The sequence below is a fragment of the Kitasatospora sp. NPDC022785 genome, from assembly GCF_055561295.1.
Genome location: NZ_JBVHHB010000001.1, coordinates 114,600 through 138,927, shown reverse-complemented (window position 1 = coordinate 138,927; position 24,328 = coordinate 114,600). Strand labels below are relative to the sequence as shown.

Sequence of the window (24,328 nt, the reverse complement as noted above, 5' to 3'; positions counted from 1 at the left end):
TCTGTTCGGTCACGGGACGATCCTCCCACCGGGCCGGGATCAGACGGCGGCGAAGCGGACCGTCCGGGTGGCCGGGTCGGCCACCGTCAGCCGGACCACGACCTGCTCGCCGAGCGGCAGGCCGCCGCCGGCGCCCGGCGCGCCGCCCGCGCCGTCGGGGCGGTCGCAGCGGGCCCGGACGGCCGGCTCGCGCAGCTGGACCGTGCCGCGGGTCGGCCGCTGCTCGTCCACGTCGATGACCAGCGCCGGGAAGTCCTCCCCCTCCCGGCCCGCCAGCAGTTCCGCCTCCACCAGGTCCACGCAGGCCCGCTCCACCTCGGCCGAGCGGCGGTCCCCGCCCGCCATCAGGGACGGGACGGCGGGCAGCGCCTCCCGGGCCCAGTCCGGCACCGTCTCACCGGCGGCGACGGCCGCGCAGATCTCCTGGGCGAACCGGTCGCCCAGCCGGCGCAGCGGCGCCGTGCAGTGCGCGTACGGCGCGGCCAGCGCGGCGTGCACCGGGTCGGCCGGGGCCGGCAGGCCCTGGGTGGCGTCGAAGGCCCGGTAGCCGGCTCCGCGCAGCAGGCCGGTGCACTCGTTGAGGAAGGCCGCGTCCAACGGGGCGTCCGGGTCGAGCGAGCGGATCAGTTCCGGGTACGGCAGGCCGTCCGGCCAGTCCACGTCCAGCGCGCGGGCGGTGCGGCGCAGCCGCGCGTACGCCTCGGGCGGGGCGGCGGGCAGGGTGCGCAGCAGGCCGACGCCGGCATCCAGCATCAGTTCGGCCGCGGCCATGCCGGTGAGCAGCGAGATCTGGGCGTTCCAGCCGTCGGCGGGGGTGGGTGCGCGGTAGCCGAGGACGTAGCCGTGCAGGGTCTCCTCGATCTCCTGCTCGGGGACGGGCAGGCTGATCCCGCCGCGGGTGCGCTCCTGCTCCTCGCGCAGCCGGCCGACGGTGGCGAGCAGGGCGAGCTGTTCGTCGGCGCCGCCCCCGTCGACGGCGCGCTGGACGGCGGCGTAGTCCAGCCTGCGGTGCGAGCGGACGAGGGCGCGGCGCAGGTCCGCGAGGACGACGGCGCCGTCGGCGTCCAGGTCGAGCTGCCAGAGCAGGGCCGGGCGGGTCTCCCCCGGCAGCAGGCTGGCCGCGTCCTCGGAGAGCCGGGCCGGGTGCAGCGGGACGCGGTGGTCCGGGAAGTAGAGGGTCTGGACGCGGCGGCGGGCCTCGGCGTCGATCAGCCCGCCGGGCCGGACGAAGGCCGCCACGTCGGCGATCGCGTAGTGCACCCGGTAGCCGCCGCCCGGGCGGTGGGTCAGGTGCATGGCCTGGTCGAGGTCCCGGGATCCGGGCGGGTCGACGGTGAACAGCGGCAGCTCGGTCGCGTCGTACTCCGGCAGCCGTGGCGTGCGGGCCGCCTCCTCCGCCTCGGCGAGGACGGGGTCGGGCCACTCGGTGTGGATCTCCAGACGGGCACGCAACTCGGCCAGTTCGGCGTTGATCCGGGCGGAGTCGGCGGCCTTGACGCGCAGTTTTCGGCGTGGCATGGAGGCAGCGTAGGGCGAATCGGGTGATTCCGGGCGGATCCGGGGGCGGGCGCGCCGGTACCCGGGCCTGCTTCCCAGGAGTGGTGTCAGCGGCCGGGCAGGGACGGGCCGGAACGGCCGCCGGGCGGGCGGGCACCCCCTGCGGCGGCCGCCGGGCGTTCGCAGGACGGACCGGGCGCCCGGTCCGGGGGCGGTTTTGCGTAGGGTGGCGGGGATCGTCCGCCACAAACTGTTGAGGAGTCCGCTGTGCTGGTGCTGTTGCCGCCCTCGGAGGGCAAGGCCGCGTCCGCCGACGGGGTGCCGGTGGCACTCGACGGCCTGTCGCTGCCCGGGCTGACGGCGGCGCGGGCGCAGGTGCTGGAGACCCTGGTCGGGCTCTGCCGGGGCGACGAGGACGCGGCCGCCGAGGTGCTCGGGCTGAGCCCGGGCCTGCGCGGCGAGATCGCGCGCAATGCCGCGCTGCCGACGGCGGGAGCGCTGCCGGCCGGCGAGGTGTACACCGGGGTGCTGTTCGACAACCTCGGGCTGGCCCGGCTGGACGAGGCCGCCTACGACCGGGCCGCGCGTTCGCTGCTGGTGTTCTCGGGGCTCTGGGGCGCGGTGCGGATCGGCGACCGGATCCCGCCCTACCGCTGCTCGATGGGCGTGAAACTCCCCGGCCTGGGGGCGCTCGGGGCGTACTGGCGGGGCACCATGGCGTCCGTGCTGCCGGAGGTGGCGGACGGCCTGGTGCTGGATCTGCGCAGCTCGGCGTACGCGGCGGCGTGGAAGCCGGCGGGCGAGGTGGCATCCCGGACGGCGACCGTGCGGGTGCTCCAGGAGCGCAACGGCAAGCGCACGGTGGTGAGCCACTTCAACAAGGCGACCAAGGGCCGGCTGGTGCGCGACCTGCTGGTGGCGGGCGCGGAGCCGAAGACGCCGGGCGAGCTGGTGGACGCCCTGCGGGGGCTGGACCACAAGGTGGAGGTCGCGGCCGAGGGCACCGCCCGCAAGCCGTGGCAGCTGGACGTGGTGGTCACCGAGATCCACTGATCCGCGGCGCGGTGGGGGCTCCCCCGGGGTATCAACGGGCATCCAAGGCGTTCAACGACGTAAACGACGTAACGTCATCGCTGGATGATCGATTGCTTCCTCGACGTCGAACCGCTCAACGCCATCCTCGCCGAGGCCGGCTTCGAGGTGCAGGCCCAGTACGGCGACCCCGGCCACGGGCCGATCGACGCGAACAGCCGCCAGATCATCACCATCGCCCGCCGCCGCAGCTGAGCCACACGTTGCCGGGTGCGTCCGGACCGTTCCGGACGCACCCGGATCCACAAGCCGCAGTCGGCTGATCGCAGCTGCGATCAGCCGCGATCAGCGCTCGGCCGCCAGCACCAGCGTGTCCCGGCGTACCTGCCGGGCGACCGGGTGCGGGGCTTCCACCAGGCGGCCGGGGCCGGCCGGAGCAGCCCCGGCAACGGTGAACTCGAAGTCCTGGTGCACCTTGCCGTCCACGGGCACCGGCAGTTGCACGCGCCCGGCCGCGACCAGGCGGCGTATCCCGCTGCGGCTGAGCCCGAGGCCGAGCATCAGCAGCCGCTCCAGCCGGACCGCTGCGGGCAGTTCGAAGGCCACCCCGACCGTGAGCGGACCCGGCCCGTCGAGCACCGGGCTGGGCATATTGGTCTCCAGCGCCCAGGTACCGGCCCAGTCCAGGCGGTAGCCGTTCTTCATGGCGAGCGACGCGCTCATCGCCAACTCACGGACCATCGCCGGTGAGTTGGCCTCGTACGCCTCCCGCCGGGCGGGCTTGAGCGCCGAGACGTGCACGCGCTCGTGGACCGGCGCCTTCGAGGTCCGGTCACAGCCGTCGCAGCTCAGCAGCAGCCAGACGTCGAGCAGCTTGCCGTTCGCGTTGACCCGGATCTTGCCGGAGGGGTGGTGCCGCACGCTGGAGCAGTCCGGGCAGCGGCGGACGATGGTGGGCAGGCCGGACTGGCGCACGGCCCACTGGGCCTTGCGGTCGATATGCATGATTACGGGTTGCTTTCATGGCTGAGCGGGAGCTCTCGCGACCCAGGGCCGCGGCTCCCAGCATCTGGAAAATGCACACGCGGGCGCGGTCGACCGTTACGGCAGCCGGGTACTCAGGCTCCGAGGTCGTACGCGCGACTCGTTCAGTTGTCGGTACGTGGCATCTCACAGGTCCATGCGGGCCATAGTGATCCAGCCCGCTGCCTGCGGCAACCGGTTTTTCCACCGGGCTAGATGATCTGGTGATTGTCGGCTTGACCGGAAATCGGACGGCGCAGGGCGGGATCATCAGCGGCGCGGGAGTCCCGGCAGCCCGACTCGATGCCCGCCGTCATGGGGGCAAGACCGACCCGGACGGCATGCCCGCCCGGATGGCGACCATGGCGTGGGGCGAGGTCCGCAGGCGAGCGAGACGGCTACTGCCCGGGAGTCACTTTCGCCGCCATCCGCTGTGGCGCTGTTCGCTTGTCTGGGACAAGCCCGCCGAAGAGATGAATCGGGTGGACCGACGACGTGTGGGTCGTTGACTCCACGCCGGTCGAATGCGGACGCTCCCGTGAAACCGTCAAACGCTCCGACCTGGCCGAGTGGGCGCAGTACGGGTACTGCGCCAGCCACTCGCGCTTCCTCTGGGGACTACGGCTGCACCTGGTGTGCACCGACAACAACCAGGGTGAGTGGGTGGGCAACCTCCGCGACCGCTTCCTGTTCGCCCTGCTCGCCGAAACCGGAATGCGGATCGGTGAAGCCCTCGGCATGCGCATCCACGAGTTCGACATGGGCCGAGGGGGAACCCCGATCATCTCGGTCGCCCCCGCGACGACAACCCCAACGGAGCTCGCGTCAAGATGCCTGGGCCGCGCCGGACTTATGCAAGCCCGACCTCAAGCGGCTCTACGCCGACCACCTCACCGATCTCGTGCGCCGGGCAGCCGGCCTCGGGCTCCCCACCGACCCGAGCGACTACCTGTTCGTCGACCTCTGGGTCACCGAGGGCGCCGACCTCCGCGCGCCGGCGAACCGGCAGCACCACACGGAAGGTTGGAAGGTCGTCACCGATGCGCTCTGATGCGGCCCTGCGGGTCATTCCTGCGTGCGGAGGCCGCGAGTTCGAGCTCTGACCAGGGGGGGGGGGGGGGGGGGGGGGGGGCGCCCCCCCCCCCCCCCCCCCCCCCCCCCCCCCCCCCCCCCCCCCCCCCGGCGCCCCCCCCCCCCCCCCCCCCCCGCGGGGGGGGGGGGGGGGGGGGGGGGGGGGGGGGGGGGGGGGGGGGGCGGGGGGGGGGCGGGGGGGGGGGGGGGGGGGGGGGGGGGGGGGGGGGGGCGGCGGGGGGGGGGGGGGGGGGGGGGGGGGGGGCGCCCCCCCCCCCCCCCCCCCCCCTACGTCCTACTTCTCCTCCGGCTCCCAGGCGCGGAGCAGGTCGAGCAGCCCTGCATCTCCGTCAACGTGCAAGGAATCGGCCTGAATACGGTCGTACAAGTAGAGGACCAGCTCACTGGCCGTGCCATGAATGGAGGCGCCGGCTGCGTCCGAGTCCTCGCCGGTCGCGGCAGTGGGCGCGGGGATGCGGGCGGAGCGTGCGCCGTCGCCGTCGACCGTGAGGCGCCAGGAGCGGCCCTCGGCGGCGTGGAAGTCGAAGGCCGTGGGCTTGTGCGGCCAAGCACTCGGCGTTCCGCAGACGGTGAACAGGAACTCCTCCACACCGTCGAGTACCACCTCGACCGGCAGCGGCTGCGGGGCGCCCGAGGCGAGCTGGGCGTCGTACGTGTGCACCGCGGTCTCCTGGACCCGGTGCCGGGCGACACCGCCGGAGGTTGGCGGTGACTGCGACGCAGGCCACCACGTCCAGCAACCGCTCTCCGGTCCGGCCTCGCGCAGGGCGCTCAGCAGAAGCTGCGTCGACGCGGCCAGCCAGGCCAGCAGGGCCTCACGCTCCCGCGGCACTACCAGAGCGGCGCGCGCAGCGGCGGCCTCGGCCGGGGGAGCGTCGGCAGGCCCCGCGCCGACGATGGCGGCCCAGAAACGGTCTCCCCCACCCAGGTGCTTCACCAGATCGAACAGCGTCCACCCGGGGCAGGTCGGCACCTGTGCGTCGAGACTGGGCGCGGCGGCGACCACGGCGCGGAAGGCGGTCGACCGCTCATCGATCAGTCGCAGCAGGTCAGGGAACCCAAGATTCTTTTCCACGCCGATTGTCTATCACCGTGCCCCGGTGATCGGACAGCGATTTTTTCCACGGTCGCCGCCGGTTGGCCCTTGCGGACGTCGTCCTCGCCTCCCACCGCTCGGGGGACAAGCTGCGCACTGCTGCGAGGACGCTGGTGGTGGCGGTACGCCCGGCGTCGCGCCTGTGGGTGCCCTGGCCTCGCCGCGCGGCCGGGCACCTCGGCGACGTGACGTCCACCCCGGTGCGCGCGGTCATGCCGCCGCGCGATGTGATGGACGCGGAGGTCACCACGGCGGGGAGGACCGGTCGGGTCGGGAGTTCATGTCGCGCCAGGAGAACCGGCCGGGCCCGGTCCGGCGGATCCAGCGCCGCCTGGGCGCCGGCGGGGGCCGGGGACACCGGCCACCCGGCCACCCGGCCACCCGGCCACCCGGCCACCCGAGCTTCCACCGCAAGGCATCGCTGTTGCCATGGAACAAACGTCACGAACCGGGAAGACAGTCATTCCAGCCATGCGAACCGTTGATGGCCAGGGGAGCCCCCACCGGCGGTCAGCGCAGGTGCCCGGTGTCGTTGAGCAGCCGCAGCGAGGCGTTGCCGTCCGCGTAGTACTGGACGGCGCAGAGCGCGGCGGCGGACAGCTCCATCCGGTAGAGCGAGTCCGGCGGGGCGCCGAGCGCGAGCCGGACCAGCGTCTTGATCGGGCTGACGTGCGAGACGACCAGCACGGTCTTGCCCGGGTGGCGGGCCAGGATCTTGTCGCGGGCGACCCCGGCCCGGTGGGTGAGGGTGGTGAAGCTCTCGCTGCTGCCGGTCGGCTTGGCCTTGGGCGAGCCGAGCCAGGCGTTGAGGTCGTCCGGGTAGCGCTGCTGGACCTCGGCGAAGGTGAGTCCCTCCCAGTCGCCGAAGTCGACCTCGCGCAGCCCGTCCTCGTACCGGACGTCCAGGCCCAGGCGGGCGGCGACGATCTCCGCGGTCTCCCGGGTGCGGCGCATCGGGGAGCTGACCACGGCCTGGACGGAGCCGCGGGCGGCCAGCGCCTCCGCTGCCCGCTCGGCCTGCCAGCGGCCCTTCTCGGAGAGCTCCGGGTCGCTGCCGCCACTGCCGGAGAAACGCTTCTCCGGAGTGAGGTGGGTCTCGCCGTGGCGGAGCAGGACGAAGGTGGTCGGCGTGCCGAGGTCGGCGGCGGCCGCCCAGCCGGCCTTCGGCGCGGCCTTCTCCAGCGGCGGCTCGGCGGCCGGCTCCACGACGACGGGCGACGCGGACTTCAGCGGCCTGGGCTCCCACTGGCGGCCGGCCTTGCCCGCGTCCATCGCCTCGTTGGCGAGCCGGTCGGCGTCCTTGTTCCTCTCGCGCGGGATCCAGGTGTACTTGACCTGGCCGCGCGGGAGCACGCCGCGTGCCTCGGCGGCGAGCGGCTGCATGTCGGGGTGCTTGATCTTCCAGCGCCCGGACATCTGCTCGACCACCAGCTTGGAGTCCATCCGGACGTCCACCGAGGCGTCCGGGTCGATCTCCCTGGCCGCCTTCAGGCCGGCGATCAGGCCCTTGTACTCGGCCACGTTGTTGGTGGCGTGGCCGATGAACTCGGCGGCCTCGGCGATGATCCGGCCGGTGTCACCGTCCCGGACCACCGCGCCGTAGCCGGCCGGCCCCGGGTTGCCCCGGGAGCCGCCGTCCGCCTCGACGATGAACCTGCGCCCCGCCACCGGATCAGATGCCCGAGTCGGCGGTGCGCACCAGGATGCGGCCGCAGTTGTCGCAGCGGACGACCGCGTCCTTGGGCTCGGCCTTGATGGCGTTCAGGTCGGAGACGGCGAACTCGACCCGGCAGCCCTCGCAGCGGCGCTGGAAGAGGCGGGCCGCGCCGACGCCGCCCTGCTGCTCGCGCAGGCGGGTGTAGAGCTTCAGCAGGTCGGCCGGGACGACGGCGGCCACGGTCTCGCGCTCGCGCCGGACCTTGTCGGCCTCGCCGTCGATCTCGGCGAAGGAGGCGTCCCGGCGGCCCTCGGCCTCCTTGAGTACGACCGAGGAGTGCTCCAGGCGTGCGGTCAGCTCGATGACGCGGGTCTGGGCCGACTCCAGCCGCTCCATGATCTCCAGCACGACCTCTTCGAGGTCGCCCTGGCGCTTGGCCAGCGAGCCGATCTCGTGCTGGAGGTTCTCCAGGTCCTTCGGCGAGGTGATCGCGCCGGAGTCCAGGCGCTGCTGGTTGCGGGCGGCCCGGGCGCGGACCTGCTCGACGTCCTGCTCGGCCTTGGTCAGCTCGCGGGTGGTGTCGCCCTGCTGGGCCTGGGCGGCGACGACCAGGTCCTTCAGCGCGGTGTGGTCGGCGGTGGCCTTCTCGATCTCGGCGTGCTCGGGCAGGCTGCGACGCCGGTGGGCCAGCTGGTCGAGCTTCGAGTCGATGGCCTGGAGGTCGAGCAGGCGGATCTGGTCGGCGGGCGCGGCGTTCAAGCGGAGAGCTCCTGTGAATCGGGTCAGGCGGTGAAGGACATGGGGGCGTGCGCGGTCCACGGGTCGGTGACCTTGTCGGAGACCTTGGTCTCCACGGCCCAGCCCCGCTGCTCGGCGGCGCCGTGCAGCGCCCGCTCGGCCAGGGCGAGCCAGGGCCACTCGGTGGCCCAGTGTGCGGCGTCGAGCAGCGCGACCGGCGCCGCCTCGGCGGCCTCGGAGGCCGGGTGGTGGCGCAGGTCGGCGGTGAGGTAGGCGTCGACACCGGCCGCGCGCACCTCGGCGAGGAGGCCGTCGCCGGAGCCGCCGCACACCGCGACCCGGCTGACCAGCCGGTTCGGGTCCCCGGAGACCCTGACGCCGGCGGCGGTGGCCGGCAGGCCCTTGGCGACCTGGGCGGCGAAGGCGGAGAGCGTGAGCGGGGGCTCCAGCAGGCCGATCCGGCCGGTGCCGCGCCGGCCCAGCGGGTCGGTCGGGTCCGCCACCAGCGGGCCGGTGACGCGGAGGCCGACCGCCTCGGCCAGCGCGTCCGAGACGCCCGGGTCGGCGTGGTCGGCGTTGGTGTGCGCCACGTGCAGGGCGATGCCGCCCCGGATCAGCGTGTGCACGACCCGGCCCTTGAAGGTGGTGGCGGCGACGCTGGTGGTGCCGCGCAGATAGAGGGGGTGGTGGGTGACCACCAGGTCGGCACCCCACTCGACGGCCTCGTCGACCACCGCCTGCACGGGGTCGACGGCGAAGAGCACGCGGCGGACCTCGGCCTGAGGGTCCCCGCAGACCAGGCCGACGGCGTCCCAGGACTCCGCCCACTGGGGCGGGTAGACCTCTTCGAGCGCGGTGATGACGTCGGACAGTTTCGGCACCTGTCGAGACTACCGTGCGCGCGGGGGCGCCCGGGCCGCCCGGGCCCGGTGCGTTCCCGGGCCGGCGCGGGCCCGGCCGGCCGGCCCGCGCGGTGCCCGGTGTGGGGGACGGGGCGTACAGATGCGCGTCAATCCGCCGTCCGGTGCGTTCGGGCGGCGCACGGGCGGCGCCGGGAGACGGCGCACGGGCCGTTCGGGCGGCGCGCCTGCCGGGGCGCGCGGGGTTCACCGCTCACAGCGGGCGGCTCGCACACATTCGAAACAGCGCCCAGATCACCCTTACGAGTGAAGTGACTCGCTACGCGTTGAGCCCGCCCCGAAACCGAAAGTAACTTCACTTCTGCGAACGGGAGTTGCCCCGGCCAGGGGGTCGGGAAGGCGCTCCGCCGGAGCTCGGGCCCAGGTCAGACGGGCCCGCTCCGGGCTCCGGAAGGGGCCCGGTCCCGGCCGAGGTCCGCGGCGGACGCGGCCGGGGCAGCGCTCCCGTGTTTCCGAGAAACCGATCAGGCCGTGGCCGTGTGCCCGGGTGCCGGAGCAGTGGGCACCCACGGGCGCCGGCCGAGACGAAGGGATGTGAATGCGGATGGGGGCGGGCACATCGCTTCGTACGGCCGGGGGAAAGGGATCGGCGGGCCGCGGGCCGGAAGCGGCCGGCTCGTGGCCGGAGATCACGCGGGCGGCGCTGGCCGGCGCCGGGGGCCGGGGAGGCGACGGCGACTGGGAGGTCACCGTCGAGGGCTTCTGGTGCACGGCCAGGCCGTCCGCGGGTGAACTGGCCGGGGAGGGCTGGAAGATCCACGTCAGCGCGGCGTCGGCGGTCGGCGGCGCGGTGCTGGCCGCAGCCGCCGAGGTGCTGGCCGACGACCCCTGCGCGTTCAAGTTCGCCGCCGGACCGGCGCAGCTGCACGAGCTCAACTCGCGTAACAGCGAGCGGGGTTCGGCGGGCAAGTTCATCACGGTCTACCCGGACGGCGAGGAGCAGTTCCGGCGGCTGGCCGCCGCGCTGCACCGGGCCACCGACGGCCTGCCCGGGCCGGTCGTGCTCTCCGACCGGCCGTACCGGCCCGGCAGTCGCGTCCACTACCGGTACGGCGCCTTCGCGGCCCGCGCCGAGCTGGGCAACGACGGCGGGTACCGGTCGATGCTACGCGGACCGGGCGGCGAGCGGGTCGAGGACGTGCGCGGGGCTTCGTACCGGTGTCCGCCGTGGGCGCGCGACCCGCTGGCGCAGGGTCCGGGGGTCGAGGGGTGGGGCGTCGAGGAGCAGGGAGCGGGCGGGCGGGGGGCCGAGGGGCGGGGTGCCGTCCCCGGCCGCCGTGGGCCCGGGGCGGCCAAGCCGGCCGCGGCGCGGCGCGGGGCCGGCGGGGTGCTGCTGGCCGGGCGGTACGTGATCACCGGCGCGATCCGGCACGGCGCCAAGGGCGGGGTCTTCCTCGGCCGGGACACCGAGGGAGGCGCGGAGGTCGTGGTCAAGCAGGCCCGCGCACACATCGAGGTCGACCGCTCCGGGACGGACGCCCGGGCCGCGCTGCGGCACGAGGCCGCGCTGCTGACCCGGCTGGAGGGGCGGGGGCTGGCGCCGAGGCCGGTCGAGCTGATCGAGCAGGACGACTCGCTCTTCCTCGTGCAGGAACGAATCGCCGGGCAACCGCTGGGCAGCTGGGTCGCCGCCCGGCTGCGCCGCGACGGCAGCCCGGACGTCGACTGGGCCGAGGCCGGTCCCCTGGTGCACGCCCTGCTCGACCTCGTCGAGCGGGTGCACGAGCTGGGCCTGGTGCTCCGCGACCTCTCCCCCGGCAACGTCCTGGTGCAGCCCGACGGCACGCTGCGGCTGGTCGACCTGGAGCTGGCCGCCGAGGCCGGCCGCCGCGCCGGCTCGGCCGGCACCCCGGGCTACCGCGCCCCCGAGCAGGGGCCCGGGCGGCTCGCCCTGGTCGAGGACGGACCGGCGGGCCACGGCAGCTGTGCAGCCGAGCCGACGGCAGACCTGTACGCGCTCGGCGGCCTGTTCTTCCTGCTCGCCACCGGCCACGACCCGCTGCTGCCCGAGGACCTGCCGCACGCCCGCCCCGTCGCCGACCGCCTCGGCCGCTGGCTCGCGCTCGCCGCCCGCTCGGGCGACACCGCGCGGCGGCTCGCGCCGGTGGTGCTGGGGCTGCGCGCGGAGGAAGCCGAGCAGCGGTGGCCCCTTCACCGTGTCCGGGAGGCCCTGGCGGGCGGGCCCGGGGAGCCGGCGCCGGGTGGCGGCCGCACGGAGGCAGCCGGGCCGGCGCCCGCGGGCGCCTCGGCCGGCCGCCCCGCCGAGGACGGCGACACCGTCGTCGACCGGGTCCTGCACGACGGCCTGCGCCACCTCGCGGCAACCGCCACCCCGCTGCGGCGGGACCGGCTCTGGCCCACCGTGCCGGCCGGGCAGCGGTCCGACCCCTGCAACGTGCAGCACGGCGCCGCCGGGGTGCTGGCCCTGCTCGCCCGGGCCGCGGTGGCCCGCGGCCTGCCGGCCGGGGTGCGGGAGGAGGCCCGCCGGACGACGGAGACGGCCGTGGAGTGGATCGAGCGCCGGTGCGCCGCCGAGCCCGTCGTCCTGCCCGGGCTGCACTTCGGCCGCTCGGGCACCGCCTGGGCGCTGCTGGACGCCGCCGGTTCGCTGGGCGACCGGGCGCTCGCCGAACGCGCCGCCGGGCTGGCCCGTGGGATAGCCGTCGAATGGCCCAACCCGGACGTCTGTCACGGCGCCGCCGGTGCCGGCTTCCTCCAGCTTCGCCTCGCAGCCGATGCCCCGGGCACCGACGCCGCCCAGGAGTTCCTGGCCCGGGCCGCCCGCTGCGGCCACGGTCTGCTGGCCGCCGGAAAGGCCACCCCGTACGGCACGGTCTGGCCGGTCCCGAAGGACTTCGACTCGGCGCTCGCCGGGATCACCCACCTCGGGTTCGCCCACGGGGTGGCGGGCGTCGGCGCGTTCCTGCTCGCCGCCGCCGAGGCCACCGGCGACCGGGCGCTGCTCGAAGGCGCCGCCGAGGCCGGGCGGACGCTCGCGGCCACCGTGCGGTGGGAGTCCCGCGACGGGGCGCAGGAGAGCGCCTGGTGGCCGCAGGACGCCGGCGACCCCGACCACGTCAGGCTCGCCCACTGGTGCAGCGGCGCCTCGGGCGCGGGCACCTTCCTGCTCCGGCTCTGGCAGGTGACCGGCGACGCCACCGCCCGTGAACTCGCCCTCGCCGCCGGGCGCGCCGTCCTGGCCGGGCGCTGGCACTGCGGCGTCAGCGCCTGCCACGGGCTGGCCGGCAACGGCGAATACCTGATCGACCTCGCCGAGTTCACCGGTGACGCCGAATTCCGCTCCGGAGCCGATGAGCTGGCGCAGCTGATCACCGCCCGGCCGGCGCTGCGCGACGGACTGCTGGTGCTGCCCGACGAGACCGGCACCGGCTGCGCCGCCGCGTACGGCACCGGGACGGCCGGCGCGCTCGCCTTCCTGCTGCGGCTGCGGCACGGCGGCCCCCGGCTCTGGGTGGACCCGGTGCCGCCGGCGCCGCCGGGCGAACTCCCGCCCCCCGCAGGCGAGACGAGGGCGACATGACCGTGGCCACCAGGAGCGCGACGCAGGCCCTGCGCCGCCTCAGCTTCACCTTCGCCGCCGACGGCAGCCACGCCGCCTGCCTCGCCTCCGCCGCCGACGGCGGCTGGTACGCGGAGAGCTGGCACCTGCCGGCGACGGGACCGGCCGTGCCGACCTCACTGGCACTGCCCGGCAACCGGTCCGAGAACCTGCGCTCGCAGCTGATCGCACTGCCCGACGGCTCGGTCCTGGTCTGCCGGCACGACGGCGAGCGGCACGACCTGGTGGCGCTCAGCGCGGCCGAACCGGGCCGCGAACCGGCCACCACCGAACGTCAGTTGGCCACCCTGAGGCGGCCCGGCCTGCGACTGCTGCCGCTTCCGGCGGCTTCTACGGACGGCGCCCGCGCGCCGGAGGGCGCACCTACCCCGGAGAGCTCACCTGCGCCGGAGGGCCCACCTGCGCCGGACGGCCGGCGAACGCCGGACGACGCCCGTACGCTGGACGGCCCCAGCGCCCCGGTCGCCGTGGCGCTGGGAACCGACACCCGCCCGGCCACCACCGTCTGGCTGGTGCACGCCGACGGCAGCGAGCCCCGGCAGGTCGCCGAGATCCCCGGACTGCACGGCGGCGGTGTCTGGCTCGACCGCGCCGGCACGCTGCTGTCGCTCGACCGGGTCGACTCGGGCATCGTCCGCACCGTCGTCCTGGACCTGCGCAGCGGCGCCGTCACCCCGCTGCTGGAGATCGGCGAGCGCAGCAACGACCGGCTGGTGCTGTTCGATCCGGACAGCAGCTTCGCGATGGTGCGCAGCGACGCGCCCGGCACCGACCGGCTGGGCTGGGGCCTGCTGGGCGGCGGGGAGCCGCTGCGGTTCCCGGAGTGCCTGCACGTCTCGGGCATGTTCCTGCGCCCCGTGGCTCTGCGGCCCGCGCCGGAGGGGGCCCGGGTGGTGGTCCAGATCGACCACGGCGCGGGCTCGGCGCTGGCTTTGTGGCGGCCCTCCGCCGGGCGATTGGACCCGCTGCCGGTGCCACCCGGTCGGCTCGGCGCGGTAGGACACTGGTCGGACGCGGGGCTGCGGGTGCCGTACTCCTCGCCCGACCACCCGACGGCGCTGGCCACCCTGGACGTGGACGCGCTGCTGGCGCACGGTCCGGCACCCGTCGGGCCCGGACCGGTGCCGCTGCCCCTGCAGTTGGCGCCGCTCGGCTCCGGCCTGCCCGGGCCGTGGCGCGACACCGTCCTGCCCTGGCAGCCCGGCGGACCGCGCACCTCCCGTACCGCCTCGGCCGGTTGGCAACTCGACGGCTCCACCCCGCCCGGCGACGGCGGTCGCTGGCACCCGGCCCAGAGTCTCGAACTCGCCGGTCCGGCCGGGCCGTTGGAGGCCGTCGTGTACGGCGGCGACGCCTGGCTGAGCAGCCCGCACCTGGTGCTGGCCCTGCACGGCGGCCCGGCGGACGCCTGGCGGCTGGAGTTCGACCCCGCCCTGCAGCGCATGGCGGCCGAGGGGATCGCCGTGGTCGCGCCCAACCAACGCGGCTCCACCGGCTACGGGTTGGCGCACGCGATGGCCATCCGGGGCGCCTGGGGCGGGCCCGACCTCGACGACATCCTGTACCTGCTGGACGGCATCGCGGGCCAGCGCGCCGCACTCGGCCTGGAGCCGCCCGCCCTGTTCGGCGTCAGCTACGGCGCGTTCCTGGCCCTGCTGGCGGCCGCGCACGCGCCGGCCGAGCAGGTCGCGCGCTGCGCGGTGGTCGCGCCGTTCCTGTCCGGCGCCCGGCTTCTGGCCGAAGCCGCGCCCCCCGTCAGGGCGTTGACCACCCGGCTCGGCGGCGGGGACACGATCGCGGACGCCCGCGGCCCGCGCGATGTGCTCCAGCTGGCGCACCGGCTCAGCGCACCGCTGCTGGTCGTACACGGGGACCGGGACGAGGTCGTCCCGGTGGGCCAGTCCCGCTCGCTGCGGCACGAGTTGCTGCGGATCGGCCGCACCGAGGGCGCCGACTTCCGGTACGTCGAAGCGGCCGGCGCCGGGCACGAGGTGCTGGCCGAGGACGGCGCCGCCGTGCTGCACGAACTGCTGGCCGCCTTCCTGCGGACCGGCCGACCGGGGTAGCCCCCGGCCGACCGGACGGGGCGACCCGGTCCGCTCACAGACTCCCGGGCCCCGAAGGCCCGGGGTGGTACCCGCGGTGGTGGATGGAGGCCGCCGCGGGAGCAACACCCGACGCCCGTACCGCAGATCGCGGCGGGCGGAAACACAGGGGAGGAACCCGATCATGGAGAACATGGTGGACTTCGAGACCGACCTCGCGGCCCTGCAGGAGCTGCCCGAGACCGAGTCCGTCGAGCTGACCGGCCACGGCGGCGGCTGCCAGTACACCTGTCTCATCCTGACCTGCCTGATCTTCACGATCAGCTAGTCGTACGGCGGTCGGTCACCCGCTGATGCGGTGACCCACGGGCGCCGCTCCCGCCTGTCCGGACAGGCGGGAGCGGCGCCGTCCCGTTCCGCCCTTCGCTTCGCTCCCTTCCTTTCCCGCGCCCCCTTGCGCCTTCTTCCCCCTCGTTTCCCTTGCGCCCGCCTCCTTCCCCCTCGCCGTCCCCGCTCCTTCCTTCCTTACTCGCCCCGCCCCTTTGCCGACCCACGACCCACCCCGACGGGAGCCCGCCCATGCCCCGCCGCCCCACCTGCTGGACCCTCGCGCTGGCCGTCGCCCTGCCCGCCGAGGCCGCCACCACGCTCGCCCTGCCCCCGGCACTCGCCGGCGCGGTCGACGCCGCGCTCGACCGGGACGCCGGCGGCTCCGCGTTCGGGCTGCTGACCCTCGTCCTCGGCACGGCCGCCGCCGTCAACGCGCTCGCCGCCGCGGCCGGTCCCGCCTGCGCGGCCGAGGCCACCGCCGCCCTGCGCGGCCGGCTGGTGCGCCACCTGCTCGACCTCGGCCCCGGCGGCCGGCTCCGGCACGGCGGGCCGCCGCCCGGCGACCTGACCGCGCGATTGGTCGGCTCCGCCGCCGACGCGGGCGGCCGGCTTCCGGCCGTGCTCGGCGCGACCACCGCGCTGCTCACCTCGCTCGGCGCGATCGTCGGCCTCGGGGTGCTCTCGCCCTGGCTGGCGCTCGCCTTCTTCGGCGGCGTGGTGCCCGGGGTGGTGCTGATCCGGCTCTTCCTGCGGGAGGCCGGGCAGGTCTTCCTCCGCTACCAGGAGGTCCAGGCCGACCTCGCCGGCCGGCTCGCCGGCGCGCTCACCGGGCTGCGCAGCATCCACGCGGCCGGTGCGAGGCGGCGCGAGGCGGCGCGCGTGCTGGAGCCGCTCCCCGCTCTCTCGGAGGCCGGGCACGCGCTCTGGGCCGCCCAGCGGCGGACGGCGTGGCAGGCGACGCTGCTGATCGCCGTGGTCGAGGTCGCGGTGCTGGCCACCGCCGGCGCCCTGGTGGCGGCGGGCACGCTGGCGCCCGGCGCGCTCGCGGCGGCAGCCGGCTGGGCGGCGCTCGGGGCGGGGCTCTTCGAGCAGGTCGAGGCGCTGGTCGGGGTGGCGCACGCACGGGCCGGGCAGGCCCGGGTGAACGAACTGCTGGAGCTCGCACCGGCCGTCGGCGGCACGGCCGTCCTGCCGGAGGGCGGCGCGGGCGAACTCGCCTTCCGCGGTGTGGTGGTACGCGACGGCGACCGTGTGCTGCTCGGGCCGCTCGACCTCACCGTGCCGGGCGGGCACACCGTCGCCCTGGTCGGCCGATCCGGCTGCGGCAAGTCCCTGCTGGCCGCTCTGCCCGGCCGGCTGCGCGACCCCGACGAGGGCCGGGTGCTCGTCGACGGCGTCCCCGTCGACGAGTTGACCGCCCCCGAACTGCGCCGCGCCGTCGGCTACGCCTTCGAGCGCCCCGCGCTGACCGGCCGGACCGTCCGCGAGGCGCTGGACGGCGCCGGCCCCGAGGCCGCGGCCGCCGCTCGCGCGGACGGCTTCCTACGCCGTCTGCCCGCCGGCTGGGACACTCCGCTGGACGAGCTCCGGCTCTCCGGCGGCGAGCTGCAACGACTGGGGCTGGCAAGGCTGCTGGCCCGCCCCGTGCGGGTGGTGGTGCTGGACGACGCCACCTCGGGGCTCGACCTCGCCACCGAGTACCAGGTCACCGAGGCCCTGGAGCAGGCCACTCACGGACGCACCCGGCTGGTGGTCGCCCACCGCGAGGCGGCGGCCGCCCGCGCCGACCTGGTCGCCTGGCTCGACGCCGGCCGGCTCCGCGCCCTCGCCCCGCACACCGATCTCCTCGGCGACCCCGACTATCGCGCCACCCTCTCCGGCACCGCCCTCGAAGCGGCCACCGCCCTCGAAGCGGCCACCGCCCTCGAAACGGCCACCGCCTGATGGGCCGGCACAGCGCCGTCGGCGGCGTGCCGCGCGCAGGAAGTCGGCCCGGTCGACTTCCTGCGCGGCTCCCCGAGCCGTTCTCCGACCCCGAGGGTGCCTGCGCGGGCCCCGCCCCCACCGGGCCGGTGGGGGCGCCCCCGGCTCACACCAGAAGTCGGCCCCGCCGAGTTCTCGTGCAGCACCGCTCGCCCGGCTGGGTGCTGCTCGGGCGGCAACTCGCGAGCACGAGGGGGGCGTTGTGGCGGCTGCTCGGATGGTCCGGGCTCGAGGCTCTGCCGGCGCTGGTGTCGGGGCTGATGGTGTCGGCCGCCGTGGACCAGGGGTTCCTGGCCGGGCGGCCGGCGGTCGGGGTGGCCTGGCTGGCCGGTTTCGGGGCGGTGACCGCCGCCCGCGCGTACGCGGCGCGGGCCGGGTTCCCGCACCTCGCGGCCGTGGTCGAACCGCTGCGGGACGCTCTGGTGGAACGCGTCGTCCTGAGCGCGCTCGCCCGGCCGTACGCCGATCCGGCCGAGGTCGCCCGGCTCACCGAACAGGTCGAATCCGCGCGGCAGTTGACCGCCACCCTGCTGCGGACGCTGCGCGGTGCCGGGGTGACCCTGGCCGCGGCCCTGGTCGGTCTGACCCTGCTCGCGCCCGCCGCCCTGCCGCTCGTCCTCGTCCCCCTGTTCGCCGCCGGCCTGCTGTTCGCCCGGCTGCTGCGCCCGTTGGTGGACCGGCGCCGCGCCGTCGTGCTTGCCGAGGAGCGCCTCGCCGCCGAGGCCGGCCGCGCCTTCCACGGGTTGCGCGACATTCAGGCCACCGGCGCCCGGCAGCGCACGGCCGAGGCACTCGCCGCCGGCGCCGGGGACAGCGCCGCCGCCTCCCGCGCGCTCGGCCGGGCCGCCGCGGCCCGTTCGCTGGTGGTCGCGCTCGGCGGCCGGCTGCCCGTGCTGGCGGTGGTCGCGGCGGCGCCCTGGCTGCTCGGCGGCGGCGGCCTCACGCCCGGCGAACTGCTCGGCGTGGCCACCTATCTGCTCCAGCAACTCGACCCCGCGGTCAGGACCTTGGCCGGTACGGTCGGCGGCTGGCTGCTGAGCCTGGCCGTCGTCCTCGACCGCCTCGCCACCACCTCCGACGAACCGGAGCCGGAGACCGTACCCGAGCCGGAACCCGGACCCGAGCCGGATCGCGACCCTGGTCCGGGCCACGGCCCCGAGCCGGAACCCCCCACCCTCCGCCTCACCGCCCTCCGCTACGCCCACGGCCCGGCCGCCGAACCGGTCTTCGCCGGCCTCGACCTGACGACGGCCCCCGGCGAGCACCTGGCCGTCGTCGGCCCGAGCGGAACGGGGAAGTCCACCCTCGCCGCGCTGCTCGCCGGCCTGCTGGTGCCGCTCGACGGCGAGGTCACCGTGGACGGAGTCCGCCCGCACCTGCTCCCCGACGCCGGGCGCGCCCGCCTGGTGGCGCTGCTCCCGCAGGAGGCGTACGTGTTCCCCGGTACGGTCCGCGCCAATCTCTGCTGGCCCGACGCGCCCGCCGAGGCCCACCCCGCCAGGGCCCACCCCGACGACTCCCGACTCTCGCACGCCACAACCCTCCTGGGCGCCGACGCGCTCGTCGCCCGGCTAGGCGGCCCCGACGCCGTGCTCGCCGATCCGGGCACGCTCTCGGCCGGCGAACGCCAACTCCTGGCGCTGGTGAGGACGTACCTCTCCCCCGCCCCCGTCGTGGTGCTGGACGAGGCCACCTGCCACCTGGACGCCGCCGCCGAGGACCGGGTCGAGCGGGCCTTCGCGGCCCGGCCCGGGGTGCTCGTCGTGGTGGCGCACCGGATCGGTTCGGCACTCCGGGCCGACCGCGTCCTGCTGCTGGACGGCGGCCGCGGCGTGCTCGCACGGCACGGCGATCTCCAGGTGCTGTCGCCGCTGTACCGCCGGCTGGTGGGCCACTGGTTGGGTTCGGACGGGCCGCGCGGAGCCGTGCCGTTCGCGGACCACCCATCAGGATCTCGATAGGATCTCGCCCGTTCCGGCCGTTATGGTGGCCGGGGCACGGGCCGTGATCACCGGCTCTGGCGCGGCTGCTGCGCCCGATCATGCCGGTCACGCGCCCGACGCGCCCGCGGCGCCCGCCTGGCGCCGAAGCACCTGCCCCCTCGCACGGAAGACGATTCTGATGTCCGACACCCTCACCGACACCACCGGACCCGCGGCCAACGGGACCACGGCCGAGGACACCGCGTCGCACGGCCGCCACCGCGGCCGTTCCGCCGCCGACGACCGCCCGGAGGCCGACCCGCACGGGCGGCACCGGCTCGGCACCGGAGCCGACCAGGGCTGAGCCCGCTCCCGCAGTACGTGACAGGGCCCGCCGGGTGCACCGGCGGGCCCTGTCACGTCCGGCGACGGCTATCAGGCCAGCGTGACGACCGTCCGCAGCGCCTCGCCGCCCCGCATCTGCGCGATGGCCTCGTTGACGTCCGCCAGCCCGACCCGGTGCGTGATCATCCCCTCGAGGTCGATCCGCCCGGACCGCCAGAGGTCCACCACCAGCGCGATGGTGCGCGGCACGGACGCCCCGCCGTACAGCGACGGCAGCAGCCGCTTCTCGTTGAAGAACAGCTCGCCCATGGTGAACTGCGCGAGGTCGTCCTGCGCCCCGGCACCGATCACCACCACCGCTCCCCCGCGCCGCGCCGCGTCGTACCCGGCCCGGACGGTGGCCGCGCGGCCGACCGCCTCGAAGACGTAGTCGAACCCGCCGCCCGGCATGCCCTTCGCGACGGCCTTCAGCTCCTCGGGGGCGAACGCGTCGGTGGCACCGAACGCCAGCGCCCGCTCCCGCCGCGAGGTGACCGGGTCGACCACGACGATCCGGCCCGCGCCACAGACCCGGGCCCCCTGCACGGCCGCGACGCCCACCCCGCCGGCGCCGATCACCGCGACGGAGGCGCCCGGCTCGACCTGCGCGGTGTGGACGGCGGCACCGATGCCGGCGGTCACACCGCAGCCGATCAGGGCGGCAAGCTCGTACGGCAGGTCGGCCGGGACCTTGATCACGGCGTCACGCTCGACCACCACCTCCTCCGCGAACGAGCCGGTGCCGTAGAAGCCGGAGGCCTCGACCGGGACGCCGTCCTCGTCGAACCGGAACCCCGGGGCGCCGAGCCGGCGCAGGCTGGAGACACAGAGGTGTCCGCGCCCGCGCTCGCAGTGGGCGCAGCGGCCGCAGGGCGCCATCCAGCAGAGCACCACCCGGTCGCCGGCCTCGATGCCGGTCACGCCCTCGCCGACCTCCACCACGTCACCGGCGCCCTCGTGGCCGGGGACGAACGGCGCGGGCTGCGGCAGGACACCGCTCATCGCCGAGAGGTCGGAGTGGCAGAGGCTCGCCGCCCGCAGGCGGACTCTCACCTTGCCGGGGCCGAAGCCGACCGCCACCACGTCGTCGCGGACGTCGAGCGTGTCCTGGCCGGTCTTGTGCAGGATGGCTGCGCGCATGGGGCTGCTCCCGGGTTCCCCTCGGATCGGTGGTCGGGCCGATTCTGGCACGGTACGCCCGCCCGGAGTAGAACACGTTCCACTCAGCGGCCCCCGGGCAGCGCCGGCGGCCCCCGGGCAGCGGACGACGGGTGCCGGGCAGCGGACGACAGGTGCCGGACACGGACCACCAGTGGCATGATCATCCGCCGTGTCCTCACCCGCCGCTCCGGCCGCCCCTGCCACCCCGCCTGCCGACGCTCCCCCCGGCGCCACGCCCCACACCTGCCCCCAGTGCGCCGCGCCCCTGGACGCCGACCCGCGCTTCGCCGTCTGGTGCCCCGGCTGCGAATGGAACCTCGTACCGGAGCACGACGCCGCGACCGCTCCGACCGCCCCTGCCACCCCGCACGAGCGGGCGGTGGCCGCCCGGACCGAGCAGCTCTACCAGGACCTCGCCGCAGGCCGCACCACCTCCGCCGGACGACGCGACTGGCTCGCAGCGGCGGCCGTCGCGTCGCTCGTCCACCTCGTCACCACCGCACTCTTCGGCTGGGCACTCTGGCTGCTCGTCACCGGGAGCACCCCGCTCCGGTGCCTGGGTGCGGCCGCCCTCGCGGTCGTCGTCCTCCTGCGCCCGCGGATCGGCCGGGTGCCGCGCGGCGAGACCGTGCTGACCCGGAGCCAGGCGCCCGCCCTCTACGGCCTGGCGGACCGGGTCGCGGCCGAACTCGGAGCACGGCCGGTCGGGGTGATCCGCGTCGACGGCTCGTTCAACGCCGGCCTCGCCGTGGTCGGGCTGCGCCGGCACTCGGTGCTCACCCTGGGCCTGCCGCTCTGGGAGGCGCTCGACGGACAACAGCGGATCGCCCTGCTCGGCCACGAACTCGCCCACCAGGTCAACGGCGACCACCGGCGCGGCCTCTGGCTCAACGCCGCGATCGGCGCGCTCGCGCACTGGTACGACCTCGCCCGGCCGCGCAGGCGCGCGCAGTGGGCGGGATTCCGGCTCCTGTTCCACGTCGCCGACCTCATCAGCAACGCGGTGCTGTACTCCCTCGCCTGGCTGCTGCTGCGGACCCTGCTCCTCCTCGACCGGCTCACCGCCCGGGCCGGCCACCAGGCCGAGTACCACGCGGACACGCTCGCCGCGCAGGCCGCGTCCACCGAGGCCGCCCGCGGGATGCTGGAAGCACTGCTGCTCGACGGGGCCGCCGGCACGCTGGTCTCCCGCGTGCGCGCCGGCCACCAGAGCCGCCCCCGGACGACCCGCCGTGGCGCGGCCGACGCCCGGCCGGCCTCAGAGGCCTCACAGGCCTCGAAGGCCCCACAGGCCTCGAAGGCCGACACCCTCTGGGACCAGCTCCGCGACCACCTCGCGGGCGTCCCGCCGCTCGAACGCGAGCGCCTGCTCCGCCGCTCCGCCCGGGACCGGGCCGCCGTGGACTCCACCCACCCCCCGACCCACCTCCGCCTCGCCCTCCTCGCCCAGCGCCCGCCCCTCCCCGCCGCCGTCACCGCCTCCCCCGCCGAGTCCGCCGCCATCGCCACCGAACTCGCCCCCCACCGCCTCCGCATCGCCCGCTCCCTCCTCGCCCCCTGAGCTGACCGGGCGGACCGGGCGGACCGGACACGGAAAGCCGGCCGGGCCGCCCCGCTTCCGGCTCCGGCGCAGGTCGGGGTGGGGGGACGGTGGGGCGTACCGTCGAGTAGGGTCCGACGGCGAGTACGGAGTACCGACCACCCCCGGCAAGGAGCTGCCATGTCCGACCTCCTGGAGAACACGCGACCCGGGGCCGAGGTGCTGGCGGCCTTCGAGGGTGCGACCGGGTTCATGCCGGTGGACGAGGGGCTGGCGCTGTACGCGGCGGCGGTGACGGCCGCGCGGCGGACGGGGCTGCCGGTGCTGGAGATCGGCACGTACTGCGGGCGCTCGGCGATCCTGCTGGCGGCGGCGGCCAGGGAGGCGGGGACGGTGGCGCTGACCGTCGACCACCACCGTGGGTCCGAGGAGCAGCAGCCCGGCTGGGAGTACCACGACCCGACGCTGGTGGACCCGGAGGTCGGCCGGATGGACACGCTCCCGCGCTTTCGCCGCACGCTGCACGCGGCCGGGCTGGAGGAGCACGTGGTGGCGCTGGTCGGCCGTTCGCCGCAGATCGCCGCGCTCTGGGGCGGGCGGCTCGGCCTGGTCTTCATCGACGGCGGCCACACCGACGAGCACGCCACCGGCGACTACGAGGGCTGGGCGCCGCATCTGGCACCCGAGGGCCTGCTGGTGGTGCACGACGTCTTCCCCGATCCGGCGGACGGCGGCCAGGCCCCGTACCGGGTGTACCTGCGGGCGCTCGCCGAGGGGTTCGAGGAGATCTCGGTGACCGGTTCGCTGCGGGTGCTGCGCCGGACCGCCGCCTGATCCGTCCGCGCCGAGATCAGCGGACCCGCCCCAGGGCGATCACGGATGCTCTAACGTCGTGCCGGGGCTGTCGGGCGGGGGTTCGAACGGTACGGTGTCCGCGCGGCGCCGACGGATGCCGCGGGCGACGCACAGCGACAAAACGGCACAGCACCAGGCAGAGCATCCGGGCAGACGGTGGGGGCTAGAGCGCAATGACGGACCAGCAGAACACCGCTCCGGCGGTCTGGGACCCCACCGCGCGCGGCGGCGCCGGCGGCTGGGTCCGCGGCCCGCAGCAGCAGCCTGCCCCCGGCACCGCCCAGAACCCCGCCACGCCCCCGCCCGCGGCCGCTCCGCCCGCCGGGGCGCCTCAGCCGCCCGGGCCGGGTGCCGTCGGCGACCAGGGCCCGCCGCTGGGCGCGCGCCCGTACCTGTCGGCGACCCCCGGCTACGACGCCCCGACCGCGCCCGCCTTCCCGGCGGCAGCCCCGCAGCCGGCGGGCCCGCCGCCGGCCGCACCGCCCTCGGCCCCGCCCGCCGGCGGCTTCCCGGGCCACGCGACCCCGCAGCACCAGGGCCCGGCCCGCCCCGACGGCTACGGCTACCCGGCGGCCCCGCCGCAGCCCCCGTACCCGCAGCGGCCGGACTCCCAGCAGCCGTACCCGCCCCAGCAGTACCCCCAGCAGCAGCCGTACGGGCAGCCCGACCAGCGCACCGACTACGCCCCCGGCTACCCCGCCGACTACGCCACCGGCTACGACGACCTGGACGACGAGGACCGCCCCGGCAGCAAGCGTGCGCCGCTGCTGATCACCTTCGCCCTCCTCCTGGTGCTGGCGATCGGCGGCGGCATCCTCTGGGCGGTGAAGGGCACCGGCGACTCGGCCGACAAGGCCGCCCCCGCCCCGTCCCCCACCGGCGCACCCACGGACGCGGCGGCCTCCGGCAACCCGCAGCCCGCCCCGGTGCCCAGCGGTTCGGCCGACGCGCCGAGTCCGACCGCCTCCGACACCGCGTCCGCGAGCCCCACGGCCGGCGCGGCCGGCCCCAACGCGCAGGCCCAGGCCAAGACGCTGGACGAACTGCTGACCCAGGGCGAGAGCGCAAAGGCGCCGATCGGCAGCGCGGTCGCCAAGGTGTCCAGCTGCCCGTCCAAGGCCGACATCGACAGCGCGGCGCAGGTCTTCGACACCGGCGCCAAGCAGCGCGACCAGCTGCTCACCAAGCTCGCCGCCCTGGCCGTCACCGACCTGCCCGGCGGTGCGGACGCGGTGGCGTCGCTGAAGTCGGCCTGGCAGCTGTCCGCCGACATCGACCGCGCGTACGCGAGCTGGGCGCGCACGGTGTCCACGCAGGGATGCTCCGGTTCGGCGCCGAACACCGCCGACAAGAAGCACGCGGACGAGCTCAACCCGCAGGCCACCCAGGCGAAGAAGGACTTCGTGACGAAGTGGAAGACCATCGCGGACTTGTACGGCCTGACCGCGCGCACCCAGGACAGGATCTGAACCA

19 protein-coding genes and 1 pseudogene are annotated in these 24,328 nt (G+C 76.0%); 13 read left to right on the top strand and 7 right to left on the bottom strand.

The window, feature by feature from the left end:
* Window positions 1-39: 39 nt before the first annotated feature.
* Window positions 40-1,518, bottom strand: a complete 1,479-nt coding sequence (locus ACZ3YO_RS00605; RefSeq protein WP_465563006.1) for an RNB domain-containing ribonuclease — start codon at window positions 1,516-1,518, stop codon at window positions 40-42.
* 246 nt (window positions 1,519-1,764) lie between these two features.
* Between ACZ3YO_RS00605 and yaaA the strand changes: the two genes are divergently transcribed.
* A complete protein-coding gene (gene yaaA / locus ACZ3YO_RS00600; protein WP_465563003.1) occupies window positions 1,765-2,550 on the top strand; it encodes a peroxide stress protein YaaA in 786 nt (261 codons plus the stop codon).
* Window positions 2,551-2,634: 84 nt separating this feature from the next.
* Complete coding sequence (locus tag ACZ3YO_RS00595; RefSeq protein WP_465563000.1) at window positions 2,635-2,784, top strand: hypothetical protein; 150 nt, start codon at window positions 2,635-2,637, stop codon at window positions 2,782-2,784.
* Window positions 2,785-2,874: 90 nt separating this feature from the next.
* On the opposite strand, the gene ACZ3YO_RS00590 is transcribed toward ACZ3YO_RS00595, so the two are convergent.
* Complete coding sequence (locus ACZ3YO_RS00590; RefSeq protein ID WP_465562997.1) at window positions 2,875-3,534, bottom strand: DUF1062 domain-containing protein; 660 nt, start codon at window positions 3,532-3,534, stop codon at window positions 2,875-2,877.
* 522 nt (window positions 3,535-4,056) lie between these two features.
* Here ACZ3YO_RS00590 and ACZ3YO_RS00585 point away from each other — a divergent pair.
* Window positions 4,057-4,194: pseudogene (locus ACZ3YO_RS00585) on the top strand (IS982 family transposase); the annotation flags it as partial.
* Between the two features lie 259 nt (window positions 4,195-4,453).
* Window positions 4,454-4,603, top strand: coding sequence for a hypothetical protein (locus ACZ3YO_RS00580; RefSeq protein WP_465562994.1), 150 nt, complete (start codon window positions 4,454-4,456; stop codon window positions 4,601-4,603).
* A 315-nt stretch (window positions 4,604-4,918) separates the two neighbouring features.
* Here ACZ3YO_RS00580 and ACZ3YO_RS00575 read toward each other — a convergent pair whose 3' ends face one another.
* The 4 genes from ACZ3YO_RS00575 to ACZ3YO_RS00560 all read right to left on the bottom strand — a co-directional run bounded on the left by ACZ3YO_RS00575 (window position 4,919) and on the right by ACZ3YO_RS00560 (window position 9,016).
* Entirely contained in the window at window positions 4,919-5,719 is an 801-nt protein-coding gene (locus ACZ3YO_RS00575) for a maleylpyruvate isomerase family mycothiol-dependent enzyme (RefSeq protein WP_465562991.1), read from the bottom strand.
* Between the two features lie 531 nt (window positions 5,720-6,250).
* Entirely contained in the window at window positions 6,251-7,408 is a 1,158-nt protein-coding gene (locus tag ACZ3YO_RS00570) for a bifunctional RNase H/acid phosphatase (RefSeq protein WP_465562988.1), read from the bottom strand.
* A gap of 4 nt (window positions 7,409-7,412) precedes the next feature.
* Entirely contained in the window at window positions 7,413-8,156 is a 744-nt protein-coding gene (locus ACZ3YO_RS00565) for a zinc ribbon domain-containing protein (RefSeq protein WP_465545466.1), read from the bottom strand.
* A gap of 23 nt (window positions 8,157-8,179) precedes the next feature.
* Window positions 8,180-9,016 (bottom strand): Nif3-like dinuclear metal center hexameric protein, encoded by an 837-nt coding sequence (locus ACZ3YO_RS00560; protein WP_465562985.1) that lies wholly within the window; start codon window positions 9,014-9,016, stop codon window positions 8,180-8,182.
* A 583-nt stretch (window positions 9,017-9,599) separates the two neighbouring features.
* Between ACZ3YO_RS00560 and lanL the strand changes: the two genes are divergently transcribed.
* From lanL to ACZ3YO_RS00530, 6 genes are all read left to right on the top strand, one after another.
* On the top strand, window positions 9,600-12,596 hold the full coding sequence (gene lanL / locus ACZ3YO_RS00555) for a class IV lanthionine synthetase LanL (protein ID WP_465562983.1): 2,997 nt from the start codon (window positions 9,600-9,602) through the stop codon (window positions 12,594-12,596).
* Complete coding sequence (locus tag ACZ3YO_RS00550) at window positions 12,593-14,701, top strand: alpha/beta hydrolase family protein (RefSeq protein ID WP_465562980.1); 2,109 nt, start codon at window positions 12,593-12,595, stop codon at window positions 14,699-14,701. The genes lanL and ACZ3YO_RS00550 overlap by 4 nt, the downstream gene beginning before the upstream one ends.
* A 163-nt stretch (window positions 14,702-14,864) precedes the next feature.
* Complete coding sequence (locus ACZ3YO_RS00545) at window positions 14,865-15,008, top strand: VenA family class IV lanthipeptide (RefSeq protein ID WP_153882823.1); 144 nt, start codon at window positions 14,865-14,867, stop codon at window positions 15,006-15,008.
* A 251-nt stretch (window positions 15,009-15,259) separates the two neighbouring features.
* Window positions 15,260-16,954 carry an ATP-binding cassette domain-containing protein gene (locus tag ACZ3YO_RS00540; RefSeq protein WP_465562975.1) on the top strand — a complete coding sequence of 565 codons (1,695 nt, stop codon included), beginning with the start codon at window positions 15,260-15,262 and terminating at the stop codon, window positions 16,952-16,954.
* Window positions 16,955-17,130: 176 nt separating this feature from the next.
* A complete protein-coding gene (locus ACZ3YO_RS00535; protein ID WP_465562973.1) occupies window positions 17,131-18,954 on the top strand; it encodes an ATP-binding cassette domain-containing protein in 1,824 nt (607 codons plus the stop codon).
* Window positions 18,955-19,114: 160 nt separating this feature from the next.
* A complete protein-coding gene (locus tag ACZ3YO_RS00530; protein WP_396319523.1) occupies window positions 19,115-19,279 on the top strand; it encodes a hypothetical protein in 165 nt (54 codons plus the stop codon).
* A 71-nt stretch (window positions 19,280-19,350) separates the two neighbouring features.
* Here the strand turns inward: ACZ3YO_RS00530 and ACZ3YO_RS00525 are convergent, their stop codons facing one another.
* Entirely contained in the window at window positions 19,351-20,439 is a 1,089-nt protein-coding gene (locus ACZ3YO_RS00525; protein WP_465562969.1) for an alcohol dehydrogenase catalytic domain-containing protein, read from the bottom strand.
* A 190-nt stretch (window positions 20,440-20,629) separates the two neighbouring features.
* On the opposite strand from ACZ3YO_RS00525, the gene ACZ3YO_RS00520 reads away from it, so the two are divergent.
* The 3 genes from ACZ3YO_RS00520 (at window position 20,630) to ACZ3YO_RS00510 (ending at window position 24,324) form a co-directional block, all read left to right on the top strand.
* Complete coding sequence (locus ACZ3YO_RS00520) at window positions 20,630-22,021, top strand: M48 family metalloprotease (protein WP_465562967.1); 1,392 nt, start codon at window positions 20,630-20,632, stop codon at window positions 22,019-22,021.
* A gap of 159 nt (window positions 22,022-22,180) precedes the next feature.
* Window positions 22,181-22,834, top strand: coding sequence for a class I SAM-dependent methyltransferase (locus ACZ3YO_RS00515; RefSeq protein WP_465562965.1), 654 nt, complete (start codon window positions 22,181-22,183; stop codon window positions 22,832-22,834).
* A 194-nt stretch (window positions 22,835-23,028) separates the two neighbouring features.
* Window positions 23,029-24,324 carry a hypothetical protein gene (locus ACZ3YO_RS00510; RefSeq protein WP_465562962.1) on the top strand — a complete coding sequence of 432 codons (1,296 nt, stop codon included), beginning with the start codon at window positions 23,029-23,031 and terminating at the stop codon, window positions 24,322-24,324.
* The last annotated feature ends 4 nt before the right edge of the window (window positions 24,325-24,328 follow it).